Here is a 22950-nt window from a genome sequence, read left to right as displayed (position 1 = left end):
GATCAGAGGTCGAGGTAGGCGAAGGGGGTCTCGCCGCCGACGGCGCGCTGACCCACCGAGACGCGGGGTGTGGTGCCCTTGGGGAAGTAGACGTCGACCCGGGAACCGAAGCGGATCAGTCCGTAGGTGTCGCCGAGCCGCAGGGTGTCGCCGACCTTCGGGTCGCAGACGATCCGGCGCGCGATGAGCCCGGCGATCTGCACGACCGCGAGGTCGGGTCCGGCGCCGCCGCCGGTCGCCCCTCCGCTTCTTCTCGTCGTACGGATGGTCATGGTGGTGCGTTCGTTGTCACGGCTGGCCTCGGGGAGGTCCGCGGACAAGAACGCGCCCGGGGTGTGCGTCACCGCGGTGACCGTACCGGCGATGGGCACACGCTGGACGTGCACGTCGAAGATCGACAGGAAGGTCGAGACACGGGGCAGCGGATCGCTGCCCAGACCCGCCTCCGCCGGTGGGACGGCCTCGTCGACGAGTGCGATCGTGCCGTCGGCGGGTGCGACGACCACGCCCGGCTCGGTCGGTGGGACACGGCTCGGGTGCCGGAAGAACGCGGCACAGGCGCCGGCGGTCAGTGCTGCGGGCCGCGCGATCCAGCGGTGGCGGCGTCCGAGGAACGCGACCGCCGCGGGGGCGGCGACGAACGGGATACCGGCCGGATGGATCGGCGGGATGGTCTCACGGGCCAGGTCTAGGAAATGGGCGACACGGCCGGTGTTGCCCTCGTCCGGACGCGGACGTCTGGCCACGATCTACCTCCTGTTGTGCCCGATGCGGGCCGTTCGATGAAACCTTGCGCACCACGGGTCGGGTACGACTTCGGTCCAGCTTAGAGCTCAGCGCAGAACGAGCACGTCGACCGGAGTTCCCACGGCCAGACCGTCGGTCTCGGTGGGCACGTCGATCAGTGCGTCCGCCTCGGCGAGAAAGCGGAGGTGATGGGAGCCGGGCGGGCCGATCGGGTCGACGACGACGCCCGATCCGTCCTCGTCGGTCCGGAGGACTCCGCGGAGGAACTGCCGCTTGCCCTGCGGTGAGCGGATGTCGGCGCCCAGCCGGGCGGTCACCCGACGTCGTTGCGGTGGCAACCCCATCGCGGCGCGGAGTGCGGGCCGGATGAAGACTTCGAAGGACACCAGGGCACTGACCGGGTTGCCCGGGAGTGTGATGATCGGCACGGTGGGCCCGGGCGTTCCGTCGGGCCGGTCGGACGCGGTGTGGTGACCGCAGCCCTGCGGCATACCGGGTTGCATCGCGACCTTCACGAACTCGACGGACCCGGTGGCCGACAGCGCGTCCTTCACGACCTCGAAGGCGCCCGCGCTGACACCCCCGGACGTGATGATCAGGTCGGCCTCGCCGGCGACCTGGTCGAGCCGGTCGAGGAAGTCGCCGGTGTCGTCCGGGACGAAGTGCACATGCCGGCCGATCGCGCCGGCCTCGATGGCGGCGGCGGTGAGCATCGCTCCGTTCGACTCGTAGATCTGGCCGTGCTGCAACGGTTTTCCGGGTTCGACGAGCTCGGAGCCGGTGGACAGGACCACGACGCGCAACGGCCGGGCGACGGTGACCTCGGCGATCCCGAGCGCGGCCAGCAGCCCGATCTGCGGCGCCCCGATGACGGTCCCGGCGGGCAGGGCACGGACGCCCTGCCCGATGTCGGAACCCGCACGCCGGATGTGTTTTCCGGACTCGACCGGTGCCGTGAACGTGACCGTCTCCGCGGCCGCGACCGGGCCGACCGCCGCGTCGGTCAGCTCCACCGGGACGACGGCGTCGGCGCCGGCCGGCAGCGGGGCACCGGTCATGATGCGATGCGCGGTGCCGGGGGTCAGTGCGAGAGCGTCGGTGCGTCCCGCCGGGATGTCCGCGGCGACGGGCAGCGTGACGGGGGAGTCGGGGGAGGCGTCCGCGAGATCGTCGGCGAGGACGGCGAATCCGTCCATCGCCGAGTTGTCGAAGCCGGGCAACGAGAGCGGCGCGTCGACGTCGGCGAACGTGGCCCTGCCCAACGCCTCCGGCAGGGACAGCCGGACGGGAACGGGTGGGCCGAACAATGCGGAGACGACGGCCTGATGCTCTGCGACGGTACGCATGCGCCTCAGGATGCCAGGTGAGCGGACGCGTCTCGTCGGGGTACCCGGTTCGAGGGATGCCTGCACTGCGTCGCCGGGGACCGCGGACTACATTCGTGCACATGGCATTGGGTCTGCTTCTCGACATCGACGGGGTGATGGTCACCTCGTGGAAGGCTCTGCCCGGCGCGGTGGAGGCCGTCTCCCGCCTCGCCGACCGCAAGATCCCGCGGATGTTCCTCACCAACACCACCTCGCGCTCGCGCAACGAGATCGCGGAGCTGTTGAACGACTGCGGCTTCTTCGTCGATGCCGACGAGATCCTGACGGCCGCGAAGCTGACCGCCGAATACGTGGGGTCGACCTTCCCGGGCAAACGGGTCTGGGTTCTCAACCAGGGCCCGATCGCCGAGGACATGACCGGCGTCGAACTGACCGACGACCCGGCGGATGCCGAGGTCGTGGTTCTGGGTGGGGCAGGTCCCGTGTTCACCCACGACGCGCTGTCGAAGGTCCTCGAGATGCTGCTCGACGGAGTGCCGGTGATCGCCATGCACCGGTCGATGACGTGGTCGACGGCCGACGGGCTGTCGATCGACACGGGCGTCTATCTCGAGGGCCTCGAGAAGGCGTCGGGCAAGAAGATCAAGGCGATCGGCAAACCCTCGCCGCTCGGATTCCGCGCCGCCACCGACATGTTGGGGCTCGAGCCCAACCAGGTGGTGATGGTCGGCGACGACATGCACAACGACGTCCTGGGTGCACAGGCGTCGGCGCTGATCGGTGTGCTGGTGCGCACCGGCAAGTTCCGCGAGGAGGCGCTCGATGCGCTCGCGCGTGACGAGTTCGGGCCGTTCCCGGACCACGTCATCGACTCGGTGGCCGACCTCCCCGAACTGATCGACAAGATCAGCGGAACCTGACGGGCATCACGGGGTTTCAGACGCGGTCGAGCTGACTCTCCGCGGCGCGCTTGATCTTGCCGAGGGTCTCGGCCATGCCCAGCTGGAGTTCGGCCTCGAAGGAATCGGCGCCGCCGAACAGCTTGTCGACGAGCAACGACGACACCTTGGTGGTGGAGCCGTTCACCTCGCGGCGCTCGGTCACGGTCACGCCCGAACCGTTCGGGGTGATGGCGTAGCTCCACACGGTGTGGTTCTCGGCCACGCGGAAGGCGATCTCCTGGTTGGGTGTGAAACGCACGACCTTGGAGGTGGTCGGCCACACCAGCGGGCCGCGGCGGTTGATGTTGATGGTCTTGGTCCCCAACCCGACGGTGCCGCCGCGGATGATCATCTTCTTGCACTGCGGGCTCCACTCGCCCATGCGCTGGAGATCGGAGATCACCGACCACACCTGCTCGGCAGATGCGTCGATGTCGATGGACTCTTCGATGAGTGATGCGGTCATGGTCGCCAACAGTATGGGCTTGTTGGCGCACCGTCAATAGGTTGTTGGCGGACCGTCAATAAGCCTGGTGGTCGCGCCGGAAACCGCTCAGACCAGCAGGGTCATGCCGATGACGGCACCGACGCCGACGAAGACCGCGGCCGTGATCCAGCCGGCGGGGTGCTCGTCGTTCTCCAGCAGCAGCGTCCCCAGCTTGCCCGGGGTCAGCCAGTCGATGAGCACGAACGACCACATCATCACCGCGATCGTCAGGACCACGTAGGCGACGGTGTAGAGCAGCGCGCGCCACAGTTCGAGGAGTTCGGTGTCGATGACCGAGCAGACCAGCACGATCGACAGTCCGATGACCATCGAGGTGGCGAGGATGACGGCGTTGCGGTTGTGGTCGACCCACACCAGCTGCCGAAGCCGGCCGGGGGTCACCACGTCGAGCGCCACGAACCCGACGACGAGCAGGGTGATCCCGACGAGGCTGAACGACGCCCCAGCGGCCAGATTGTCACGCAGCAAATCCATCCGAGTCCCTCTTTCCTCACCGAGCTGTGCTGAGGAAACAGTATCGGTGGGCCGGCGTGCGGGGTGGGAGGTGCCGGGATCCGTGGCGGTACCTCTTTGCTCCCTGAGGTGCGAGCCGAAGCGCACCTCAGGGAGGGAGAAGAAGTGTCAGCCGACGCTGAGCATGTCGTAGGACGCCAGGTCCTTCGACAGCTTGGTGACGTGGGCGTCCGCGTCGCCGAGGGTGTGGCTGATCGCGGTCAGGCGACTCACGTAGTGCGCGATCGGGTACTCGGCGGTCATGCCGATGCCGCCGTGCATCTGGATGGCCTCCTGGCCGATGAGGCGTGCCGAGCGAACGGTCTGCAGCTTCACCCGCGACGCGATGGCCGCGTCGGCGATACCGTCGGCGAGGGCGGTCGTCGCGTACAGCACCAGGCTCCGGGCGAGCTCGAGCTGGACGTACATGTCCGCGGCGCGGTGGGTGAGCGCCTGGAAGGTGGCCAGCGGAACACCGAACTGCTTGCGCGACTTGAGGTATTCGACGGTCAGCTCGAGGCTGCGCTCCATGGCGCCGAGGGCTTCGGCGCACAGTGCGGTCTGGATGCCGATCTCCGCGTTGGCGATGAGCTCCGACGCGTCACCGCTGCCGAGGCGGGTGGCCTGGGCGTCGTTGAACGTGAACTCGGCGCCGCGTCGACGATCGTGCGTGCGGTACGCGGTGCGGGTGACGCCCTCGGCGTCGGCGTCGATGAGGAACAGGCCCACCTCGTCGCCGACACGTGCCGAGACGATCAGCTTGTGTGCGGAATCGCCGTGTCCGACAAGGGTCTTGGTGCCGTTGAGCACGCCCTCGGCGGTGGCGGTGGTGGACACCGCGGCCACCGGCCAGCGGTCGCCGGGCTCGTTGTGGGCGAAGGCCATCAGCAGCTCACCGGAGGCGAGGCCGCCGCGCAGCTCGGCGCGGGTCGCGTCGTCGGCGGCGTCGAGCAGCGAACCGGGGACGAGGACCGAGTCCAGGTACGGCTCGGGGGCCAGGGCGCGACCGAGTTCGGTCATCACGCTGGTGAACTCGACCGGTCCGGCGTCCATGCCGCCCTCGGGCTCGGGGAAGGTCAGGCCGAGGATGCCGATCTCCGCGAGCGACTTCCACACCTTCTCGCTCCAGCCGAGATCGGTGTCGGTCACCTTGCGGAGGGTCTCCACGTCGTAGGTCTTGGTGAGGACCTCGCGCACGGTGTCGCGCAACATCCCCTGTTCTTCGGAAAGCTCGAAATCCATTGTTGTCCTTGGTCTGTGAAGTCGAAGTGAGGGCGGCGGGGTCGGCGGTCAGAGACCGAGGACCGCCTTGTCGATGATCTGGCGCTGGACCTCGGAGGAACCGCCGTAGATCGAGACCTTGCGGTAGTTCAGGTAGGTCGGGGCGGCGAGCTGGGCCCACTCGGGAGCGGTGACCGCTGCGCTGCCGTTCGCGGCGTCGACGTCGACCTCGGCGACCGGGAGCGAATCCGGTCCGGCGATGTCGGCGATGAGTTCCATCGCGGCCTGCTGCAGCTGGCTTCCCTTGAGCTTCAGCAGCGACGATGCCGGGTTCGGCTTGCCGTCGGCCGACGACGCGGCGACGCGCAGCTGGGTGATCTCGAGGGCGAGCAGCTCGTTCTCCAGTTCGGCCAGGCGGGTGGCGAACAGCGGATCGTCGAGCAGGGTGCCGTTGGCGGTCCGGGTCTCCTTGGCGAGCTCCTTGGCGCGCGCCAGCTTCGACTTGGTGTAGCCGACGCGGGCGATGCCGTTGCGCTCGTTGCCGAGCAGGAACTTGGCCTGCGTCCAGCCGCTGTTCTCCTCGCCGACCATGTTCTCGACGGGCACGCGGACGTCGTTGAAGAAGACCTCGTTGACCTCGTAGCTGCCGTCGATGAGCTGGATCGGGCGCAGCTCGATGCCCGGGGTGTCCATCGGGATCAGGAACATGCTGATGCCGGCCTGCTTCTTGACGTCCGGGTTGGTGCGGGCGAGCAGGAAGATCCAGTCGGCGTACTGGCCCAGCGTGGTCCAGGTCTTCTGGCCGTTGATGACGTAGTGGTCACCGTCGAGGACCGCGCGGGTCTTGAGCGAGGCGAGGTCGGAGCCGGCCTCGGGCTCGGAGAAGCCCTGGCACCACCAGATGTCGAGGTTGGCGGTCTTGGGCAGGAACTTCTCCTTCATCTCCTGCGACCCGAACTGGGCGATGACCGGACCGATCATGCTGACGTTGAACGGCAGCGGGTCGGGGACGAACGCCAGGCTCATCTCCTCGCGGTAGATGTGGTGCTGGATCGGCGTCCAGTCCTTGCCGCCCCACTCGATCGGCCAGCTCGGCGTCAGGATGCCGTGCTCGTTGAGGACGCGGGATGCCGTGACGATGTCGTCGGGGTAGTTGAGGCTGCCCTCTTCGTTCCGCTTGCGGAGGTCCTCGGGGACCTTCGCGAAGATGCCGCGCAGTTCCTCGCGGAACGCCTCTTCCTCCGGACTGAACTTCAGGTGCATGGGTTCTTCTCTACTCCTGTCGGGGGTTGCCGGGTGTTCGGCGACACCAATCACGGACCGTCTGCCTGGGAAGACCTGGAAGACCGACCGCTGACTAAGCGCTTGCTTAGTGATAAGTTGCACTATGCCGCGCATCAAGGGCGGTGTCAATCGGCTGGAGAAGGCGCGAGGTCGCCGAGCGAACGAGGGGGTGAACGTGGTCTCGTCGACCGAACCGACGACCCGGATACAACCGGTCGCGGCCCGGGAGCGGTTGCTGCTGGCCGCTGCCGAGGCGTTCGCGGCGAAGGGCTTCAACGCCACGACGACCCGGGACATCGCCAACGGCGCGCAGATGAGTTCGGCGGCGGTCTACGTGCACTTCCGGTCCAAGGAGGAGCTCCTCTTCAAGCTCTCCGAGGCGGGGCACCGGATCATCCTGGGCATGATCGACGAGGTCGACGACCCGGCGGTGGCGCCCGCCGAACGCCTGGCAACGGTCGTCGGCGCGTTCACCGAGCACCACGCGCGCGAGCACGTACGCGCCCGCGTCGTGAACTACGAGTTGGGGTCGCTGGCGCCCGATCACCTCGAGACGGTCATGGAGTTGCGGCGGGAGATCACCCGCCGGGTGCGGGCGATCGTCGATGCGGGAATCGAGAACGGCGACTTCGACGTCGCCGATTCCCAGGCCACCACCAACGCGATGCTGTCGATGGGCATCGACGTCGCGCGCTGGTACCGCGCCGAGAACTCTCTCCCGCCCGAGGAGATGGGGAAGTTCTACGCGGAGTTGGCCACCCGGATGGTGGGGCTGCGGGACCGGGGCTGACCCCGGCGTCCGTTCAGGATTCGCCGACCGCAACCGGTTCCGGCGCGTCTTCCGTTGCAGTGGCGGCCACCTCGGCCCTGGTCGCGGTACGCCGCATGACGACCGCGAGTGCCGCGCCGAACAGTGCGACGGCGAGGACGTAGCCGGCGTACCCGATGACCGTCGCGCGAAGTCCGATGTGGGACACGACTATTCCGGCTATCACCGCCGGCACGCTGAACGCGAGGTAGCTGGCGACGAACACCGAGGAGAAGACCTGTCCGCGCTGGGCGGGAGGCGTCGCGGCGGTGATGTTGTCCATGGCGCTGAGGAAGGTCGCCGCCCATCCGGAGCCGGCCACGAGCGAGCCGAGGATGTAGAGCGGCAGGACCTCGGTCATGACGCCGGACAGCGAGATCAGCACGCCGATCGCGAGGGTCGGGTAGCCGTAGGCCTGTTTCACGGTCGCCGGCCGTCCCGTGATGAACAAGGAGGTGACCGTCGCGCTGGCGAAGAAGGTGAAGAGGATGAGCCCGGCCTCGCCGTGATTGGTGACCCCGAAGACGCGTGCGACGACGGAGGAACCGAGCGACAGGTACAGCCCGCCGAGGGACCAGGTGGCCACCAGGGTGGGGGCCGACGCGAAGAACACGGGGCGGACCTCGCGGGGCACCCGAACCTGGGGTGCGAGGGTCGTGGCCAGATGCCGGCGTGAGGTGAAGGCCACGCGCTCGCGGGTCTCGGGGACCACGAGGAGTGCGATGAGCAGCGCCGCGAACAGGCCGAGGATGACCTCGTAGACCAGGATTCGGGGCGCGGGCGCGTACTCGACGAGCAATCCGGCGACGCCGACGCCGGTGGCGAGGCCGAAGGCCGGGGCGGCGCCGATGATCGTCGAGCCGAGTCGGGCGGTGGGCTGGAGGTCGACGGTGGTCGCGGTGAGGGTGCCCATGGCGGCGCCGGTGGCGAGGCCCTGCAGGGCGCGGGCGGCGAGCAACGTACCCACGTCCTGGGCCACGACGAAGAGCACCATGCTGGCGATCAGCAGGACGAGTGCGACCGCGAGCACGGGACGTCGGCCGATGTGGTCGGACAGCGACCCCACCGTCAGCAGGCTCACCAACATCGTGACCACGTAGACGGCGAAGACCAGGGTCAGGGTGAGCGACGAGAAACCCCAGAGTTCCTGGTAGATCGGATACAGCGGCGACGGGGCGGCGGAGGCGAAGAGCACCATCACGTACGTGGCCGCGATCAGCCAGAACGCACGGTGGGGATGTAGTGGCGCCATGTCGTCTCCTTAACGCAAATGCGTTTGCATTTAAAACGACGATAGGCGCGGATGCCTTCCAAAAGCAATTGGATTTGCAATAATGGCCGCATGGCTATGGGAAATGCAGCGTCGCGGGCGGACGCCGCAGCGACGGCACCTCGCGCGTCGCGGCCCGGCGGTCGGAGTGCGCGCGTGCAGTCGGCGGTCTATGCCGCGGTCGGGCAGCTGGTCGGCGCGGGCCAGCGCGACACGATGACCATCCCGGAGGTCGCCGACCTCGCCGGCGTCAATCCGACCAGCATCTACCGCAGGTGGGGCTCGATCGACGCGCTCCTGGGGGAGGTGGCGGTCGCCGCACTGACGCAGGGCGAACCGTTGCCCGATACGGGTGTGCTCCGCGACGACATCGCGGAGTGGGCGAGCGTGATCGCCGCCGACATCGGCCGGCCGAAGCGTCGGGCGTACCTGCGTGCGATGGTCGCAGCGCGCGACGACGTCGTCGAGGCGTGTCCGTGCTGGGAGGTCCGCCGCGAGCAGGCGGAGGAGATGATCGCGCGGGCCTCCGAGCGCGGCGAGGCGACGCCGTCGGTGCGCCAGCTCCTCGACCACGTGATCGCACCGCTCTACCACCATGCGGTCTTCGGTCTCGCCGTCGACGACGCCTACGTCGCCGAGCTGGTCGACGATGTCGTCGCGATGCTCGGAGCGGCCCCGGGGTCCGCCGGAGGGCGATAGGGTCCGGGCATGAAGAAGGTTCACGCGTTCACAGACGACGCACTCGGTGATCTCGACGCCGTCGGCATCGCCGACGCCATCGCCGCCCGGGAGATCTCGGCCGCCGAGGCGGTCGAAGCGGCTCTCGCCCGGATCGACGCGGTCAATCCGCAGCTGAACGCGATCGCCTTCGACGACCGCGAGCGAGCTCGCAAGCGCGCCGTCGACAGCGACTTTCCGGCCGGGTCGTTCGTCGGGGTGCCGTCGATCATCAAGAACAACACCGATTTCGCAGGGCTGCCCACGTGCCACGGGTCCGCTGCGGTCGCGCCGAACCCGGCGTCGGCGAACGAGGCGTTCACCAACCAGTTCCTGGCGACCGGGGTCAACCTCGTCGGGGCGTCGAACATGCCGGCCTTCGGGCTGACCGCGACGACCGAATACGTCGACCGGGAGCCGACCCGCAATCCGTGGGACACCGACTTCTCCGCCGGCGGCTCCTCGGGTGGTTCCGCCGCGCTCGTGGCGGCGGGTGCACTGCCGATCGCCCATGCCAACGACGGTGGCGGATCGATCCGAATCCCCGCTGCCGCATGTGGTCTGGTGGGGCTGAAGCCGAGCCGGGGCCGTACCGCGCCGGCGAAGCAGACCGAGGATGCGCCGATCGACCTGGTGTGCAACGGGATCGTGAGCCGATCGGTGCGGGACACGGCACGGTTCCTCGACGACTCGCAGGGTTTCCGGCCCGGCCCCGGCCTGCCGCCGGTCGGTCTGGTGGAGGGGCCGGGGGAGAAGCGGCTGCGGATCGCGCTGATCACCGAACCGATCACCGGGCAGCTGCTCGACAGCGACACCCAACGGTGCGTCACCGATGTCGCCGAACTCGTCGAGTCGCTCGGCCACCGAACAGAGATGGTGCCGCTGCCGGTCGACCGCGTCTACATCCGGCAGTTCATCGACTACTGGTCGTTGCTGGCCTTCGCGCTGGACCGCACCGGTAAGCGACTGCACGACAAGGGTTTCGATCGCAAGCAGTTGGACTCGTTCACCCGTGGGCTGTCGCGCAACGCCTTGCGACACTTCTATCGCATGCCGTCGTCGATCCGCGGTCTCCGACGCTCCACCGCAGCGTTCCGATCGCTGCACGAGCAGTTCGACGTGATCTTGTCGCCGACCCTCGCGCACCTCCCGCCGGAGATCGGCTACCTCGACCCGGGTATCGATTTCGGTGAGGCTATGGACCGTCTGACGCGCTATGTCGCGTTCACGCCCGCGAACAACACGTCGGGTACCCCGGCGATCAGTTTGCCGCTGGGACAGTCGACGTCGGGGCTGCCCGTCGGCATCCAGTTCTCCGCCGACCTCGGCGACGAGCGCACCCTGCTGGAGCTCGCGTTCGAACTCGAAGCCGCCCGGCCGTTCGCGCGGATTCAGGACGCCTGACCGGCGATTCCCGCGCTGACAAACCCACCACTGATCGGCAAACCCGCCACCTCGCAGGGTGACGGGTTTGCCGAAAAGGGGTGGGTGTGCGAAAAGGCTAGTGCTGCACGGCCTTCTCCGCGCCGATTCCGGTGAGGGAGCGAACCTCCATCTCCGCGTTGCGTTCCGGGGTCCCGACGTCGCTCGGCGAGGTCAGGGTGCCGACGATGCCGAGGACGAAGGCCAGCGGGATCGACACGATGCCCGGATTGGCCAGCGGGAACCAGGCGAAGTCGGCGCCGGGGATCATCGCGGTCGACGAGCCGGACACGGCCGGCGAGAAGACGATCAGCAGGATCGTGGAGATCAGGCCGCCGTACATGCTCCACAGGGCGCCGCGGGTGTTGAAGCGCTTCCAGTAGAGCGAGTACACGATCGTCGGCAGGTTCGCCGCCGCGGCGATGGCGAAGGCCAGGGCCACCAGGAAGGCGATGTTCTGACCGTTGGCCAGGATGCCGAGCACGATGCCGAGCACGCCGAGCACGACGACGGTGTAGCGCGAGACGCGGACCTGGTCGTCCTCACTCACCTTGTTGCGCTTGATGACCGACGCATAGATGTCGTGGGCGAACGATGCCGACGCAGTGATCGCCAGGCCGGCGACGACGGCGAGGATCGTGGCGAAGGCCACCGCCGAGATGATGCCGAGCAGCACCACACCGCCGATCTCGAACGCCAGCAGCGGTGCCGCCGCATTCTGTCCGCCGGCGGCGGCCAGGATCTTGTCCGGACCCACCAGAGCGGCCGCGCCATAACCGAGAACCAGGGTGAACAGGTAGAAGGCGCCGATCAGCGCGATCGCCCAGACCACCGACTTACGAGCCTCTTTCGCGGTGGGCACGGTGTAGAAGCGCATCAGCACGTGCGGCAGGCCCGCGGTGCCGAGGACCAGGGCGATGGCCAGCGAGAGGAAGTTGATCTTGGACTCGAGCGAACCGCCGTACTGTGCGCCGGGTGCGAGAACGTCACGGGAGGCGACCTTCTCGCTGCCGGAGCTGCTGATGGCGTCCTGTGCGGCACCGAGGATCGACGACAGGTTCATGCCGAACTTCGCGAGGACGATGAAGGTCATGATCGCCGCGCCGCTGATGAGCAGCACCGCCTTGATGATCTGCACCCAGGTGGTGCCCTTCATGCCGCCGATGAGGACGTAGACGATCATCAGCGCGCCGACCACCGCGATCACGATCGACTGGCCCACGCGACCCTCGATGTCGAGGAGCAGGGCGACGAGGCCACCGGCACCGGCCATCTGGGCCAGGAGGTAGAACAGCGAGACCGCGAGGGTCGAGATGGCCGCCGCGAGACGGACCGGTCGCTGCTTCAGGCGGAAGCTGAGGACGTCGGCCATCGTGAACTTGCCGGTGTTGCGCAGCAATTCGGCGACGAGCAGCAGCGCGACGAGCCAGGCGACGAGGAAGCCGATGGAGTAGAGGAAGCCGTCATAGCCGTAGACCGCGATGGCGCCGGCGATGCCGAGGAAGCTGGCCGCCGACAGGTAGTCACCGGCGATGGCGATGCCGTTCTGCGGGCCGGAGAAGCCGCGGCCGCCGGTGAAGAAGTCCGCGGCCGAGTTGTTGTTCTTGCTGGCCCGGATGACGATGTACATCGTGACCGCCACGAACGCGGCGAAGATCGCGATGTTGGCGACCGGGCTGCCGACGGTGGCGGCGAGCGTGGTGGTGTGGACGGAGGTGTTCACAGTGACGGGCCGCCTTCCATCTCGTTGCGGAGGGCCTCGGCACGCGGGTCGAGTTCGCGGTTCGCGAAGCGTACGTACAGGCCGGTGATGACGAATGTGGTCACGAACTGCAGCAGTCCGAGGATCAGACCGAGGTTGATGTTGCCCCACACCTGGATCGCCATGAAGTCATGCGCGAAGGCGCCGAGCAGCACGTAGATCGCGTACCAGATCAGGAAGAACGCGGTCATCGGGAAGATGAACTTGCGCAGGCGCGCCTTCAGTTCCTGGAACTGAGGGCTGTTCTGCATCTCGATGAACTGCTCACCCGACGGCGTATGCGGTGGTGCCGCTGCTGGTTGGTCGATGTTCGACACGCTGTCCTCCAAGTCGATGGGGCCACGGCGGTGGAGGCCGCTGTGATGGCACTTCGGAGAACAGCCTGATTGAGGCGCAGATCACACCGCAACTGGTGTCGTGGGTCACACGCCGAAGGTTGTGCACTGTGCGACGGACGGTCGATCAGATCCGACGAACGGTGAGCGGTCAGCCGCCGGGAAGCCGGTCGACGCCCATCCCGACGCGTTCGGGGACGTGCATCCGCGCGAAAGTGCGGGCGAGATCGCCGGGCAAGCGTCGTCGGGTCGCGAGGCTGACCAGCACCATCGTGCCGAAGGCGAGTGGCACGGTGACCGCGCCCGGATAGCCGACCAGCGCGGCCGGCCAGCCGCCCAGGGCGTCGTCGTCGATCACCCCGGCGATCGCGAGCGAGGTGGCTGAACCCGACGACACCCCGCCGACGATCAGCCCGGCGATCGCACCGGTCGACGTCAGGCCACGCCACCAGATGCCGAGGACGAGCAGCGGACACAGCGTCGACGCGGCGACGGCGAACACCAGCCCGACGGTGCGCGACAGTTCCAGTGAGCCCGCCGCGAGCGAGAGCGCGATCGGGATGGCGCCGCCGATGATCGCGGCGATGCGGAAGTCGCGGACGCGCCCGCGGAAGACGTCCGTCGCCAGCGCGCCGGCCACCGACACAAGCAGGCCCGACGACGTGGCGAGGAAGGCCGCGATCGCACCGGCCGCGACCAGCGCGGCGAGGATCTGCCCGGCCAGGCCACCGATGGCGGCGCTCGGGAGGAGGAGGACAGCTGCGTCGGACGTCCCGGTGATCAGCAGTTCGGGCACGTAGAGACGAGCGAACACCCCGAGCAGGACGGGGAACAGATAGAACAGCGACAGCAGCGCGATCGCGGCGAGCGCCGTTCGACGGGCCGTGCGGCCGTCCGGGTTGGTGTAGAAGCGCACGAGGACGTGCGGCAGGCCCATCACGCCGAGGAACGTGGCGAGGATCAGGGAGAGCACCTGGAACAGCGGGTGGCGACCGCCGAGACCGCCGCCGGGCGCCACCCAGTCCGACCCGTCGACCGGGGCTCCCGCCACGACCGGGGTGGCCGCGCCGGCGTCGAGGAAGATGACGGAATCGGCTGAGATGACATGACCGCCGGGGGATGGGATCGGAGCATCGACCACCGGCGAGCCGTCGAGCGTGCCGGTGACGCGCACCCCCTTGGTCTCGGCGACGGTGACCGAGACGTCGGTGGTGACGTCGACGGTGGTGGCGGTCGTGACCCGCGGCGGTGCGGGCTCGCCGACGTTCGCCGGGTCGTTCGCGAACACCCCGATCAGCACGAGGGTGGGGATCGCGATGGCGGTCAGCTTGAGCCAGTACTGGAATGCCTGCACGAACGTGATCGACCGCATCCCGCCGCCGACGACGTTCACGATCACGATGAGGCCGACGCCGACCGCCCCGGTCCAGACGGGTGCGCCGAGCAGGATGTTGAGAGTGAGTCCCGCACCCTGGAACTGGGGGATGAGGTACAGCACGCAGACGACGACCACGACCACCATCGCGGTCTTGCGCACGGCGGTCGAGGAGAGCCGGAACTCGGCGAAGTCGGGCACGGTGTAGGCGCCCGAACGACGCAGCGGTGCAGCGACGAACAACAGCAGACCGAGGTAGCCGGCCGTGAAACCGACCGGGTACCAGAGGGCGTCGGCGCCGTACTTCGCGACAAGCCCGGCGACACCGAGAAACGACGCCGCGGACAGGTATTCACCCGACACGGCGGCGGCATTCCACCGCGACCCGACGGCACGCGAGGCCACCAGGAAATCCGACGTCGTTCGGGAGAATCGGCCGCCCCAGGCCCCGACCGCGATCGTGGCGACCGCGGCGGCGAACAACGCCACGGCGGTCAGCATGTCGACGCCGCTCACGTCCGGCCCGGATCGCCGGGATCGTCGTCGACGAGACTCATGAAGTCGCGCTCGGCGTGCTCGGCCAGCCGCACGTACAGCAGTCCCGTCAGATACAGCACCGGATAGGCGAGGAGTCCGAGGACGAGCCAGGTGATCCGGATGCCGAAGAGGGTCGTCTCGGCCACGCTCGGGACCAGCACGGCGAGCAGAGGTATCGCCACCACGACGACGAGCAGGCTCCCGCCGAGGCGCAACGCCAACCCGAGCTGAGCCCGCATCAGACCGCGCACCAGCGCGTCACCGACCTCGGTCTGTTCCTGGACCTCTACGCGCGTGCGCACCATCCGGGCGCCACGCCGTGAGGCGAGGACGACCCGTTCGCGCTGCGGCGGATTCTCAGACATCGCCGCGACCGGCGGGGGAACGATACTGGCGCAACGGGTCCCGGATGAGCCGGTCCTTCAGGTCGCGGACCTGACGCCGGCTGACCGGCAGCTCCACCGCTTCCGACGCCCCGTTCGCGCGCACACTGACAACGGTCCCGCTCCCGGTGGTCCGCAGGCCGGTCACCATGGGCAGGGCCACCAGGTAGGAACGGTGAACTCGGGCGAAACCCTTGTCCTGCCAACGTGATTCGAGGGTCGACAGTGGGATGCGGACGAGGTGCGCGCCGGACTCGGCGTGGAGTCGGGCGTAGTCGCCCACGGCCTCGACCCACGAGATCGAGTCACGCCGGACCAACGAGGTCACACCGCTCATCTCGACCGGGATCACGTCGTCGGAGGCGGCTCGTGGCGCACCCGATGGCGCCGGGGCAGGAGTGCTCGCGGCGGGTTTGGCGCGGGCGTCGAGGCTGGCGCGGACCCGTCCGAGCGCCTGGGCGAGGCGCACCTCGCGGAGCGGCTTGAGCAGATAGTCCACGGCGCCGACCTCGAAGGCGTCGACCGCCTTGTCCTCGTGCGCGGTGACGAACACGATCGCGGGAGGCTGTGCGTACCTGGCGAGGACGCCGGCCAACTCGAGTCCGGACAGGCCCGGCATGTTGATGTCGAGGAAGATCGCGTCGACCCGGCGGGAGTTGAGTTCACGGAGTGCGCCGGTCGCATCCGTCGCGGCATGTACCTCGGCGACCTCGTCCTGCCGGTCCAGGAGGTAGCGGAGTTCGTCGAGAGCAGGGGGTTCGTCGTCGACGGCGAGCACCACCAGCCCGGACATCCATCTCCTCCCGACTGCTGCGCTGATGCGCGACGGCGGACACGAGGATCGTACCGCGTGGGCCGCGTCACACAGCGGATCCCGGCCGCCCCGTCCGCCTGCTGATTCTCGGATTCCGGAAAAAGTCCGGTCAGGTGGCTGTGCCCGTCGGCTGTCTCGATACCCTGTCCACGGCCATCCCGACGTCAGACGGACTCACCGAGGAAGTCGCTGCACAGCGTCGCCTCGATGCGGTGGACGCAAGATAGGAAGAAAGTCACTGTGTTCTCCCGGTTCAAACCCAAGAACGATCTCTTCTACGGGTTGTTCACGTCCTCGGCCCAGTGCCTGGCGGATGGGACCAAGACCCTCACCGGCCTGCTGGAGCCCGAACCGGACTTCGAGGGGATCGCGCGCCGGATGGTCGACCTCGAACACGACTGCGACCGCATCACCCACGAGATGTTCCGCACGGTCAACTCGAGCTTCATCACGCCGTTCGACCGCTCCGACATCTACGTCCTCGGCTCCAGCCTCGACGACGTCATGGACCACATCGAGGCCGTGACCCACCTCATGGCCCTCTACGGGGTCACCGAGCTCCCGCAGCACCTCCGCGAGATGATCGAGATCCTCGACACCTCCGCGAGCGTGACCGCCGACGCGATGCCGCGACTGGCCGGCATGAAGGACCTCGAGCGGTACTGGATCGAGATCAACGCGCTCGAGAACCGCGCCGACCACACCTACCGGACCTTCCTGGCCTACCTGTTCGACGGACACCTCGACGCGCTGACCGTGATGAAGCTCAAGGACGTCGCCGACGAGCTCGAGGATGCGGCCGATTCTTTCGAGAAGGTCGCCAACATCGTCGAGACCATCGTTCTCAAGGAGTCGTGACACACCTGTGTTCTAACTTCTCGTGGTGATCGGTCTTGCCATGGCCTTCACGTTCACCAACGGATTCCACGACTCTGCCAACGCGATCGCGACCTCGGTGTCGACCCGCGCCCTGACGCTGCGCGCGGCGCTGGCGATGGCCGCCGTCGGCAACCTGATCGGCTCCTTCTTCGGTGCCAAGGTGGCCAGCACCGTCGGCTCGGGGATCATCGACCTCAAAGCGGGACCCGACGCGCTGATGCTCGTCGGCTGCGCCCTCATCGGTGCCATCACCTGGAACCTCATCACCTGGTGGTTCGGCCTGCCGTCGTCGTCCTCGCACGCGCTGATCGGCGGCATGGTGGGCGCGGCCATGGTCGCGGGGGTCACCGTGCTCTGGGCCGGCGTCGTGGAGAAGATCCTGCTGCCGATGGTGCTGTCGCCGCTTGCCGGCTTCGCGCTGGGCGCCGCGGCGATGCTCGCGATCATGTGGCTTTTCCGCAACGCCTCGCCGGCGATCACCGGCCGGCGATTCCGGCACGCACAAACCGTGTCGGCCGCGATGATGGCGTTCGGCCACGGCATGCAGGACGCGGCCAAGACGATGGGCATCGTGGTTCTCGCACTCGTCGTCGCCGGATACCAGGACGACTACTCGATCCCGCTGTGGTGTTTCCTGCTCACCGCCGTGGTCCTGGCCATCGGCACCGCCACCGGCGGCATGCGGATCATGCGCACGCTCGGCCGCAAGATCATCGAACTCGACCCGCCGCAGGGCTTCGCCGCCGAGGCCACCGCCGCCTCGGTGCTCTACGTCGCCTCGGCCGGCCTGGGTGCACCCATCTCGACCACCCACGTGATCTCCTCGGCGATCATGGGCGTGGGGTCGACCAAGCGCACCAGCGCCGTGCGGTGGGGCACCGCGGGCAACATGGCCGCCGCCTGGGTGACCACCTTCCCTGCGGCCGCCGCTTTCGCCGCCGCCACGTTCCTGCTCGCGAAGATGGTCTTCTAGCTCTCAGGGTCGGATGCCCGCCCGGAACTTCGGTACCCGCATGCCCACCTTGGTGCCGGCACCCACGGCCGTCTCGACCACCAGTCCGTAGTCGTTGCCGAACGCGGCGCGGAGGCGATGGTCGACGTTGGTGAGCCCGACGTGCGCGCCCTCGCTGTGGTCCAACGCGTCGAGCGCGCCGCTGCGCAGGAGTTCGGGATCCATGCCGACGCCGTCGTCCTCGACGGTGATGACGCAGTCGGTGCCCTCGTCGGCCGCGGTGATGGTGATGGTGCCGCCACCCTTCGACGCGAGTCCGTGACGGACCGCGTTCTCCACGAGCGGCTGAAGCGCGAGGAACGGTACGACGACGTTCAGGACCTCCGGCGCGACGTGCAGCCTCACGTCGAGTGAGTTGCCGAAGCGGGCGCGTTCGAGGGTGAGGTAGCGGTCGATGTTCCGCAGTTCGTCGGCCAGCACGGTGTACTCGCCGCTCGCGCGGAACGAGTAGCGCGTGAAATCGGCGAAGTCGAGCACGAGTTCGCGGGCTCGGTCGGGGTCGGTGCGGACGAACGAGGCGATCGTGTTGAGGGCGTTGTAGATGAAGTGCGGGCTGATCTGCGCGCGGAGTGCGAGCACCTCCGCCCGGTCGAGGCGGGCGCGGGAGGCGTCGAGTTCGGCCAGTTCGATCTGGCTCGAGACGTAGCGGGCCACCTCGGCGACGGCACCGAGCATGCCCGGGCCAGGCCGGCGGGTCGTGGCGACGACGAGGACGCCGACACTGGCGTCGCCGGCGACGAGCGGCTGGGCGATGAGGGCCCGCACCGGCGACTCCGCGCCGCACGGGTCGGAGACCAGGACCCGACGCTGGTCGCCGGTCGCCGAAGCCGCTGCCTTGGCGGCCTCGCGCAGCATGTCGGGGTCCCAGATCTCGTCGTCGTCCGGGTCGTGGGCGAGCCGCCGCGGCTCGTCGTCGAACAGTGCGACGGCCTCGGCGGAGGTCAGTGTGCGCAGATGGGGGAGGGCTTCGGCCGCCGACTCCTCGGTGAGTCCGGTGCGCAGCGATCGCGCCGCCAATGACGCGGTGTGCAGCGCCATGTGTACCGCGCGTTCGGTGGGGGTGGTGACCTGACGCCGCGTCCGGACCAACGCGACGAGGCCGAGCACCATGACCAGCAGCAGGATCGACCCGATGATGGCCACGTCGCTCGACATGGTGTCACCCTAGTTGACACCATCGGTCACAAGCGGTGTCTTCGGTTGACGCCGCCGCTGGAACCGGGTGCGTGAGATGTCGCGAATCGTGTTGCCGCGCGCGACGATACGCGACATCTACGACGTGAACCGTTCAGTAGATCGCCCACTCGCCCTGTGCGTATCGCAGGATGCGCGGGTCCATCAGGGTCGACGGTGGCAGGTCGAGCGGTTGCCGATCGAGCGAGAAGACGGTCGCCGCGGTCAGCTGTTCCGGACTCAGGAATCGCAACGGCCCGGGAGCGTCGACCGTCGGGCTGATCGGCCCGTCGGCACCTGCGAGGTGAAAACCCCAGTCGCCGAATGCCGGGACGTCGACGTGGTACGGCGTGGCCGGCAGTCCGGCCTCCCTCATGGTGGAGGCGATGCACCAGAACGACTTCGGCGCGAAGTACGGCGAACCCGCCTGCACGACGACGCGACCGTGCTCGACGAGGTGCGCGCGGACGAGTGCGTAGAACTCGGTGGAGTACAGCTTGGCGGTGGCGGAGTCGTCGGGATCGGGCATGTCGACGATGACCACGTCGAAACGTCGGTTCGTCTGACGCAACCAGCTGAAGGCATCGGCGGTCACCACCTCGGCACGCCGGTCGGTCATCGATCCCCGGTTGAGCGAGGTCAGGCGGGGGTCGGTGCGTGCCAGCCGGATCATCTCCGGGTCGAGCTCGACGAGGGTGACGTCGTGCGCGTCGGGGTATCGGAGGACCTCACGCAGCGCGAGGCCGTCGCCGCCGCCGAGCACGAGCACCGACGAGCGCTCACCCGACATCGCGGGATGGACGAGTGCCTCGTGATAGCGGTGCTCGTCGATCGACGAGAACTGCAGGTCGCCGTTCAGGTACAGCCGGGTGTCGGGGCCTGCGCCGGTGGATCGCTCGGTGATCACGATGTCCTGGTAGGCGCTCCGGGCGGCGGCCACGATCGGGTCGCGGTAGAGCGCCTGCCGGGCGGTCACCTCGAAACGGGCGGACAGCATCAATCCGGCCACGAGCGCCGCGACCACCGCCAGCGCTCCGGCGGACAGCAGGGCGAGTTGGCCGCGGCTCAACGACTTCCGGAAGATGACGAATACGAGGAAGCAGCCCGCCGCGGCGTTGACGAGTCCGACCACGAGTGCCCCGCGCAGCTGACCGAACAGCGGCAACAACAGGAACGGGAAGCAGAGACCGCCGAGCAACGCGCCGATGTAGTCGACGGCGAACATGTCCGCGACCGCCGCACCCGGCTCCTGGCGTCGAATCCGTTGCAGCAGCACCATCAGCAACGGGATCTCGGCCCCGATGAGGACGCCGAGGACGAAGGCCACCACGATGAGCGCCGGCGTGTAGAGCTCCAGGTAGGCGAAGGCGGCGTAGAGAGCCATCACCGACAGGCCGCCGAGGAGTGCGAGCAGCAGCTCGATGACCGCGAACGCGGCAACCGAGTGGGGTTGGAGCGGTTTCGCGGCGAGGGAGCCGACCCCCATGGCGAACACCATCACCGCGAGGACGATCGACGCCTGCGTCGCGGTGTTGCCGATCAGGAAGGACCCCAGGGACACCAGCGCCAGCTCGTACACCAGACCGCATGCGGCGCAGACGAACACCACGGCCAGCAGAGCGGACCGCGCGAAACGTGGCCGCGCGGAGAGCGGTTCGGTGGAGGTGTCCGTGAGTGTCACAGGTGGAAAGTGGTCACAGGATGGAGGCGGCGATGATGACGGCGACCCCGATGTGGGCGACGCCCTGCACCCACACCGCCGGATGGCTTTCCGGGTTCACGAGGATCTCGCCGAGCTTGCCGGGGGTGAGCGCGTCGATGACCAGGAACGTCACGCTCATCACGATCAGGCCGATCGCCGAGTAGACCACCGTGTAGGTGAGGCCCTCGAGCAGGCGACCCTCGCTGGCGACGATTGCGGCGGTCACGATGATCGCCACCGCCAAGAGGTTGGATCCCACCAGGATTCCGGCGTTGCGGTTGCGTTCGGCCCAGAGCTGGTGACGCAACTTGCCCGGGGTCAGCAGGTCGACGATCGCGAACGACACGATCATCACGATCACCCCGACACCCGCGTAGGCACCTGCGGCGTAGGCGTTCTCGGTCATGTCAGCGAGCATGGTCATCTCCGTGGGTTCGGGCCGTGGTTTCGGTCTGGGGGATCGGTCGCGAGAACTGGGGTCCGGGCGTCACTTGCCGCCGCCTCCACTGCCGCCACCGCGATTGCTGCTGCCGCTGCCGGAATAACCCGGCGTCGGAACCCAGAAGGCGCCGACGTAGTTGTGGTACCGGTTGTAACCCGACCGGTAGTCACGGCTCAGCATCACGCGGGTCTGGTTGGCGGCGTAGGGGAACAGGGCGACCATGTAGTCGCGGTACTGGAGGAACTGGGTGCCCGCGACATTGCCCGTCCCCGATGCGCCGGCGCGCTGATCGGTGGGGCGTTCGGCGTCACGGATGTCCTCGGCGACCTCGGTGGGGGTGCCCTCGGCGACGTAGGCGTCCACGTCCCCCTCGTCCAGGGTGGTATTGCGTTCGTAGTTCTGGGAGATGAAGTCGCGCGCCGACCCACCCAGCCCGCCACGCAGGGCACGGGCGCCGCACGCGCCGAGCAGCGCGAAGATCGTGATCACCACGATGACGCCGATGATGATGTTGCGGATGCGGTTGAGCCGGCGGCGCGGGTCGGGCTGCGGTTGGCCGGGCGGGGGCGGATATGTCATGCGCGCATCGCTCCGCGGTGGATCACGCTGGTCGTGATGACCACGTCACCGGCCTGCGGATAGGTGTGCCAGGTGTGCCACGAGATCTGTTCGGCCGTCGATTCGGAGACGATTGCGGTCACCGCGTGGGGGTCGCCGGGGAACACACCCATCACGCTCGGGTTCCCCGACGCCATCTGTTCGGTGACGCGGACTCCGAGTTGTTCGACGAGCGCGGCCATCTGATCGTCGGTGGCACGCTCGATGCGGGAGCTGAAGAGATAACCGCTCTGCTGGAAGGTCTCCGGCAGCGCCGAGCTCACGTCGGGCAGGCATGCGACGGTCTCGCAGATGCGCTGGGCGCCGTCGTCGACGACGACCTGATGGCTCGCGCCCAGTAAGCGGACCGACACCGTGATGCCGTCGATCTCCCCGTCCTCTCGGGCGAGCGGCTCCTGCAGCGGGGCGTCGAGCGAGAAACCGAGCTGGTCGGCGCTCGTGTCCGCGTATGCGACGGGAAGGTGGGCGACAGTTGCGCCGGGCTGTTCTGACATGTGTCTCGCAGTCCTTCGCCGCTCAGATGTTCTGGTCGGAGGGATTGCTGGGGAAGATGCGGTAGTCGGCGCGGGTGAGGAGTTCGCCGCGCGCACATTCCCAACCGCTGCCGTAGTCCTCGAACGACAACCGCTCGTTGCCGGCCTGATAGTCGTGGTAGGCCATCCGGCCCGACGCTGCGACGCCGGTGGTGCCCGCCGAGGTGAACCGGGCGGTGCCGGCCTCCTCGGAGTGGTAGCGGCGGCCGTCGACCTCGACCGTGCCGGGTCCGGGCTCGACGACGACGCCGGACAGTTCATGCCACAGCACGACCTCGAGGTCGGGATCGTCTTCGACCGAGATCCAGGCCTTGCTGCCGAGTCCCGTGTCGAGGAAGTTCTCGGTCCAGGTGTATCCGTCCTGGGTCAGCCGCACGGTGCCGCGGACCGCATAGGTCTCGCCGCGCAGCTCGACGAGGTCGCCGGGCTTGAGTTGGCGTGGGTCGCCGTAGACGGAGTCGTCGTCGGCCGAGGAGAACGGGTCCCCGGGCCGGTACGTGCGGTTGCGGAGGGCGTCCGCCTCGGCTTGGCGGGCCTTGCGGTTGCCCAGGTAGTTGAAGATGGCGACCACCGCGATGATCGCGAGCAGGGCCACGACGATGATCAGCAGGAACTCCACTTCGCCGACACTATCCGGATACTCCGGT

Annotated in this window: 24 protein-coding genes; 6 read left to right on the top strand and 18 right to left on the bottom strand. The window is 68.3% G+C overall.

All coding sequences use genetic code 11. The features are described from left to right. Window positions 1-2 precede the first annotated feature (2 nt). Both C5O27_RS01795 and moeA read right to left on the bottom strand, forming a co-directional pair. Window positions 3-746, bottom strand: a complete 744-nt coding sequence (locus C5O27_RS01795) for a phosphatidylserine decarboxylase (RefSeq protein WP_006358091.1) — start codon at window positions 744-746, stop codon at window positions 3-5. 87 nt (window positions 747-833) lie between these two features. Next, the gene (moeA, locus tag C5O27_RS01790) at window positions 834-2093 is read right to left on the bottom strand and encodes a molybdopterin molybdotransferase MoeA (RefSeq protein ID WP_006358090.1); all 1260 of its coding nucleotides are present in this window, start codon (window positions 2091-2093) and stop codon (window positions 834-836) included. Window positions 2094-2194: 101 nt separating this feature from the next. Between moeA and C5O27_RS01785 the strand changes: the two genes are divergently transcribed. Then, on the top strand, window positions 2195-2995 hold the full coding sequence (locus C5O27_RS01785; RefSeq protein ID WP_005199098.1) for an HAD-IIA family hydrolase: 801 nt from the start codon (window positions 2195-2197) through the stop codon (window positions 2993-2995). A gap of 16 nt (window positions 2996-3011) precedes the next feature. On the opposite strand, the gene C5O27_RS01780 is transcribed toward C5O27_RS01785, so the two are convergent. From C5O27_RS01780 to C5O27_RS01765, 4 genes are all read right to left on the bottom strand, one after another. Next, window positions 3012-3482 (bottom strand): SRPBCC family protein, encoded by a 471-nt coding sequence (locus C5O27_RS01780; protein ID WP_005199097.1) that lies wholly within the window; start codon window positions 3480-3482, stop codon window positions 3012-3014. A gap of 87 nt (window positions 3483-3569) precedes the next feature. Then, window positions 3570-3998 (bottom strand): DUF350 domain-containing protein, encoded by a 429-nt coding sequence (locus tag C5O27_RS01775; RefSeq protein ID WP_127961750.1) that lies wholly within the window; start codon window positions 3996-3998, stop codon window positions 3570-3572. A gap of 147 nt (window positions 3999-4145) precedes the next feature. Further along, complete coding sequence (locus C5O27_RS01770) at window positions 4146-5258, bottom strand: acyl-CoA dehydrogenase family protein (protein ID WP_127961749.1); 1113 nt, start codon at window positions 5256-5258, stop codon at window positions 4146-4148. 48 nt (window positions 5259-5306) lie between these two features. Next, window positions 5307-6500, bottom strand: coding sequence for an acyl-CoA dehydrogenase family protein (locus C5O27_RS01765; RefSeq protein ID WP_006358087.1), 1194 nt, complete (start codon window positions 6498-6500; stop codon window positions 5307-5309). A gap of 124 nt (window positions 6501-6624) precedes the next feature. Between C5O27_RS01765 and C5O27_RS01760 the strand changes: the two genes are divergently transcribed. After that, entirely contained in the window at window positions 6625-7311 is a 687-nt protein-coding gene (locus C5O27_RS01760) for a TetR/AcrR family transcriptional regulator (protein WP_244216576.1), read from the top strand. Between the two features lie 13 nt (window positions 7312-7324). Here C5O27_RS01760 and C5O27_RS01755 read toward each other — a convergent pair whose 3' ends face one another. After that, the gene (locus C5O27_RS01755) at window positions 7325-8581 is read right to left on the bottom strand and encodes an MFS transporter (protein WP_127961748.1); all 1257 of its coding nucleotides are present in this window, start codon (window positions 8579-8581) and stop codon (window positions 7325-7327) included. Window positions 8582-8671: 90 nt separating this feature from the next. On the opposite strand from C5O27_RS01755, the gene C5O27_RS01750 reads away from it, so the two are divergent. Both C5O27_RS01750 and C5O27_RS01745 read left to right on the top strand, forming a co-directional pair. Further along, window positions 8672-9298, top strand: coding sequence for a TetR/AcrR family transcriptional regulator (locus C5O27_RS01750; RefSeq protein ID WP_127961747.1), 627 nt, complete (start codon window positions 8672-8674; stop codon window positions 9296-9298). 9 nt (window positions 9299-9307) lie between these two features. Further along, window positions 9308-10720, top strand: coding sequence for an amidase (locus C5O27_RS01745; RefSeq protein WP_127961746.1), 1413 nt, complete (start codon window positions 9308-9310; stop codon window positions 10718-10720). Window positions 10721-10817: 97 nt separating this feature from the next. Here C5O27_RS01745 and C5O27_RS01740 read toward each other — a convergent pair whose 3' ends face one another. The 5 genes from C5O27_RS01740 to C5O27_RS01720 all read right to left on the bottom strand — a co-directional run bounded on the left by C5O27_RS01740 (window position 10818) and on the right by C5O27_RS01720 (window position 15923). After that, window positions 10818-12461, bottom strand: coding sequence for a solute symporter family protein (locus C5O27_RS01740; protein WP_127961745.1), 1644 nt, complete (start codon window positions 12459-12461; stop codon window positions 10818-10820). After that, window positions 12458-12817 carry a DUF485 domain-containing protein gene (locus C5O27_RS01735; RefSeq protein ID WP_127961744.1) on the bottom strand — a complete coding sequence of 120 codons (360 nt, stop codon included), beginning with the start codon at window positions 12815-12817 and terminating at the stop codon, window positions 12458-12460. The genes C5O27_RS01740 and C5O27_RS01735 overlap by 4 nt, the downstream gene beginning before the upstream one ends. Before the next feature lie 169 nt (window positions 12818-12986). Further along, window positions 12987-14726 carry a sodium/solute symporter gene (locus C5O27_RS01730; RefSeq protein WP_006358080.1) on the bottom strand — a complete coding sequence of 580 codons (1740 nt, stop codon included), beginning with the start codon at window positions 14724-14726 and terminating at the stop codon, window positions 12987-12989. Continuing rightward, window positions 14723-15112 carry a hypothetical protein gene (locus C5O27_RS01725; RefSeq protein WP_006358079.1) on the bottom strand — a complete coding sequence of 130 codons (390 nt, stop codon included), beginning with the start codon at window positions 15110-15112 and terminating at the stop codon, window positions 14723-14725. Before C5O27_RS01725 ends, C5O27_RS01730 begins: the two co-directional genes overlap by 4 nt. Further along, window positions 15105-15923 carry a LytR/AlgR family response regulator transcription factor gene (locus C5O27_RS01720; RefSeq protein ID WP_127961743.1) on the bottom strand — a complete coding sequence of 273 codons (819 nt, stop codon included), beginning with the start codon at window positions 15921-15923 and terminating at the stop codon, window positions 15105-15107. Before C5O27_RS01720 ends, C5O27_RS01725 begins: the two co-directional genes overlap by 8 nt. A 261-nt stretch (window positions 15924-16184) precedes the next feature. Here C5O27_RS01720 and C5O27_RS01715 point away from each other — a divergent pair, with 261 nt between their 5' ends. Together C5O27_RS01715 and C5O27_RS01710 are read left to right on the top strand one after the other, a co-directional pair. After that, complete coding sequence (locus C5O27_RS01715; RefSeq protein ID WP_127961742.1) at window positions 16185-16802, top strand: DUF47 domain-containing protein; 618 nt, start codon at window positions 16185-16187, stop codon at window positions 16800-16802. A gap of 25 nt (window positions 16803-16827) precedes the next feature. Continuing rightward, window positions 16828-17796, top strand: coding sequence for an inorganic phosphate transporter (locus C5O27_RS01710; protein WP_279636560.1), 969 nt, complete (start codon window positions 16828-16830; stop codon window positions 17794-17796). Window positions 17797-17799: 3 nt separating this feature from the next. Here C5O27_RS01710 and C5O27_RS01705 read toward each other — a convergent pair whose 3' ends face one another. The 6 genes from C5O27_RS01705 to C5O27_RS01680 all read right to left on the bottom strand — a co-directional run bounded on the left by C5O27_RS01705 (window position 17800) and on the right by C5O27_RS01680 (window position 22922). Further along, window positions 17800-18990: a sensor histidine kinase gene (locus tag C5O27_RS01705; RefSeq protein WP_127961741.1), complete on the bottom strand. Its 1191-nt coding sequence runs from the start codon at window positions 18988-18990 to the stop codon at window positions 17800-17802. A gap of 133 nt (window positions 18991-19123) precedes the next feature. Next, entirely contained in the window at window positions 19124-20689 is a 1566-nt protein-coding gene (locus tag C5O27_RS01700; RefSeq protein ID WP_127961740.1) for a polyamine aminopropyltransferase, read from the bottom strand. A gap of 13 nt (window positions 20690-20702) precedes the next feature. Beyond that, window positions 20703-21128 carry a DUF350 domain-containing protein gene (locus C5O27_RS01695; RefSeq protein WP_127961739.1) on the bottom strand — a complete coding sequence of 142 codons (426 nt, stop codon included), beginning with the start codon at window positions 21126-21128 and terminating at the stop codon, window positions 20703-20705. A 69-nt stretch (window positions 21129-21197) separates the two neighbouring features. After that, window positions 21198-21731, bottom strand: a complete 534-nt coding sequence (locus tag C5O27_RS01690) for a DUF4247 domain-containing protein (protein WP_127961738.1) — start codon at window positions 21729-21731, stop codon at window positions 21198-21200. Further along, the gene (locus C5O27_RS01685; RefSeq protein WP_127961737.1) at window positions 21728-22264 is read right to left on the bottom strand and encodes a DUF2617 family protein; all 537 of its coding nucleotides are present in this window, start codon (window positions 22262-22264) and stop codon (window positions 21728-21730) included. Before C5O27_RS01685 ends, C5O27_RS01690 begins: the two co-directional genes overlap by 4 nt. Window positions 22265-22286: 22 nt before the next feature. Next, window positions 22287-22922, bottom strand: a complete 636-nt coding sequence (locus tag C5O27_RS01680) for a DUF4178 domain-containing protein (protein WP_006867297.1) — start codon at window positions 22920-22922, stop codon at window positions 22287-22289. Window positions 22923-22950 lie beyond the last annotated feature (28 nt).

Source organism: Gordonia alkanivorans (assembly GCF_004011905.1).
Lineage (GTDB): Bacteria > Actinomycetota > Actinomycetes > Mycobacteriales > Mycobacteriaceae > Gordonia > Gordonia alkanivorans.
This window is presented reverse-complemented; position numbering and strand designations above follow the sequence as displayed.

Coding starts and splice junctions, on each gene's coding strand:
- moeA (WP_006358090.1), bottom strand. CDS start 2,093: ATGCGTACCGTCGCAGAGCATCAGGCCGTCGTCTCCGCATTGTTCGGC.
- C5O27_RS01785 (WP_005199098.1), top strand. CDS start 2,195: ATGGCATTGGGTCTGCTTCTCGACATCGACGGGGTGATGGTCACCTCG.
- C5O27_RS01780 (WP_005199097.1), bottom strand. CDS start 3,482: ATGACCGCATCACTCATCGAAGAGTCCATCGACATCGACGCATCTGCC.
- C5O27_RS01775 (WP_127961750.1), bottom strand. CDS start 3,998: ATGGATTTGCTGCGTGACAATCTGGCCGCTGGGGCGTCGTTCAGCCTC.
- C5O27_RS01770 (WP_127961749.1), bottom strand. CDS start 5,258: ATGGATTTCGAGCTTTCCGAAGAACAGGGGATGTTGCGCGACACCGTG.
- C5O27_RS01765 (WP_006358087.1), bottom strand. CDS start 6,500: ATGCACCTGAAGTTCAGTCCGGAGGAAGAGGCGTTCCGCGAGGAACTG.
- C5O27_RS01760 (WP_244216576.1), top strand. CDS start 6,625: ATGCCGCGCATCAAGGGCGGTGTCAATCGGCTGGAGAAGGCGCGAGGT.
- C5O27_RS01755 (WP_127961748.1), bottom strand. CDS start 8,581: ATGGCGCCACTACATCCCCACCGTGCGTTCTGGCTGATCGCGGCCACG.
- C5O27_RS01750 (WP_127961747.1), top strand. CDS start 8,672: ATGGCTATGGGAAATGCAGCGTCGCGGGCGGACGCCGCAGCGACGGCA.
- C5O27_RS01745 (WP_127961746.1), top strand. CDS start 9,308: ATGAAGAAGGTTCACGCGTTCACAGACGACGCACTCGGTGATCTCGAC.
- C5O27_RS01725 (WP_006358079.1), bottom strand. CDS start 15,112: ATGTCTGAGAATCCGCCGCAGCGCGAACGGGTCGTCCTCGCCTCACGG.
- C5O27_RS01720 (WP_127961743.1), bottom strand. CDS start 15,923: ATGTCCGGGCTGGTGGTGCTCGCCGTCGACGACGAACCCCCTGCTCTC.
- C5O27_RS01705 (WP_127961741.1), bottom strand. CDS start 18,990: ATGTCGAGCGACGTGGCCATCATCGGGTCGATCCTGCTGCTGGTCATG.
- C5O27_RS01695 (WP_127961739.1), bottom strand. CDS start 21,128: ATGCTCGCTGACATGACCGAGAACGCCTACGCCGCAGGTGCCTACGCG.
- C5O27_RS01690 (WP_127961738.1), bottom strand. CDS start 21,731: ATGACATATCCGCCCCCGCCCGGCCAACCGCAGCCCGACCCGCGCCGC.
- C5O27_RS01685 (WP_127961737.1), bottom strand. CDS start 22,264: ATGTCAGAACAGCCCGGCGCAACTGTCGCCCACCTTCCCGTCGCATAC.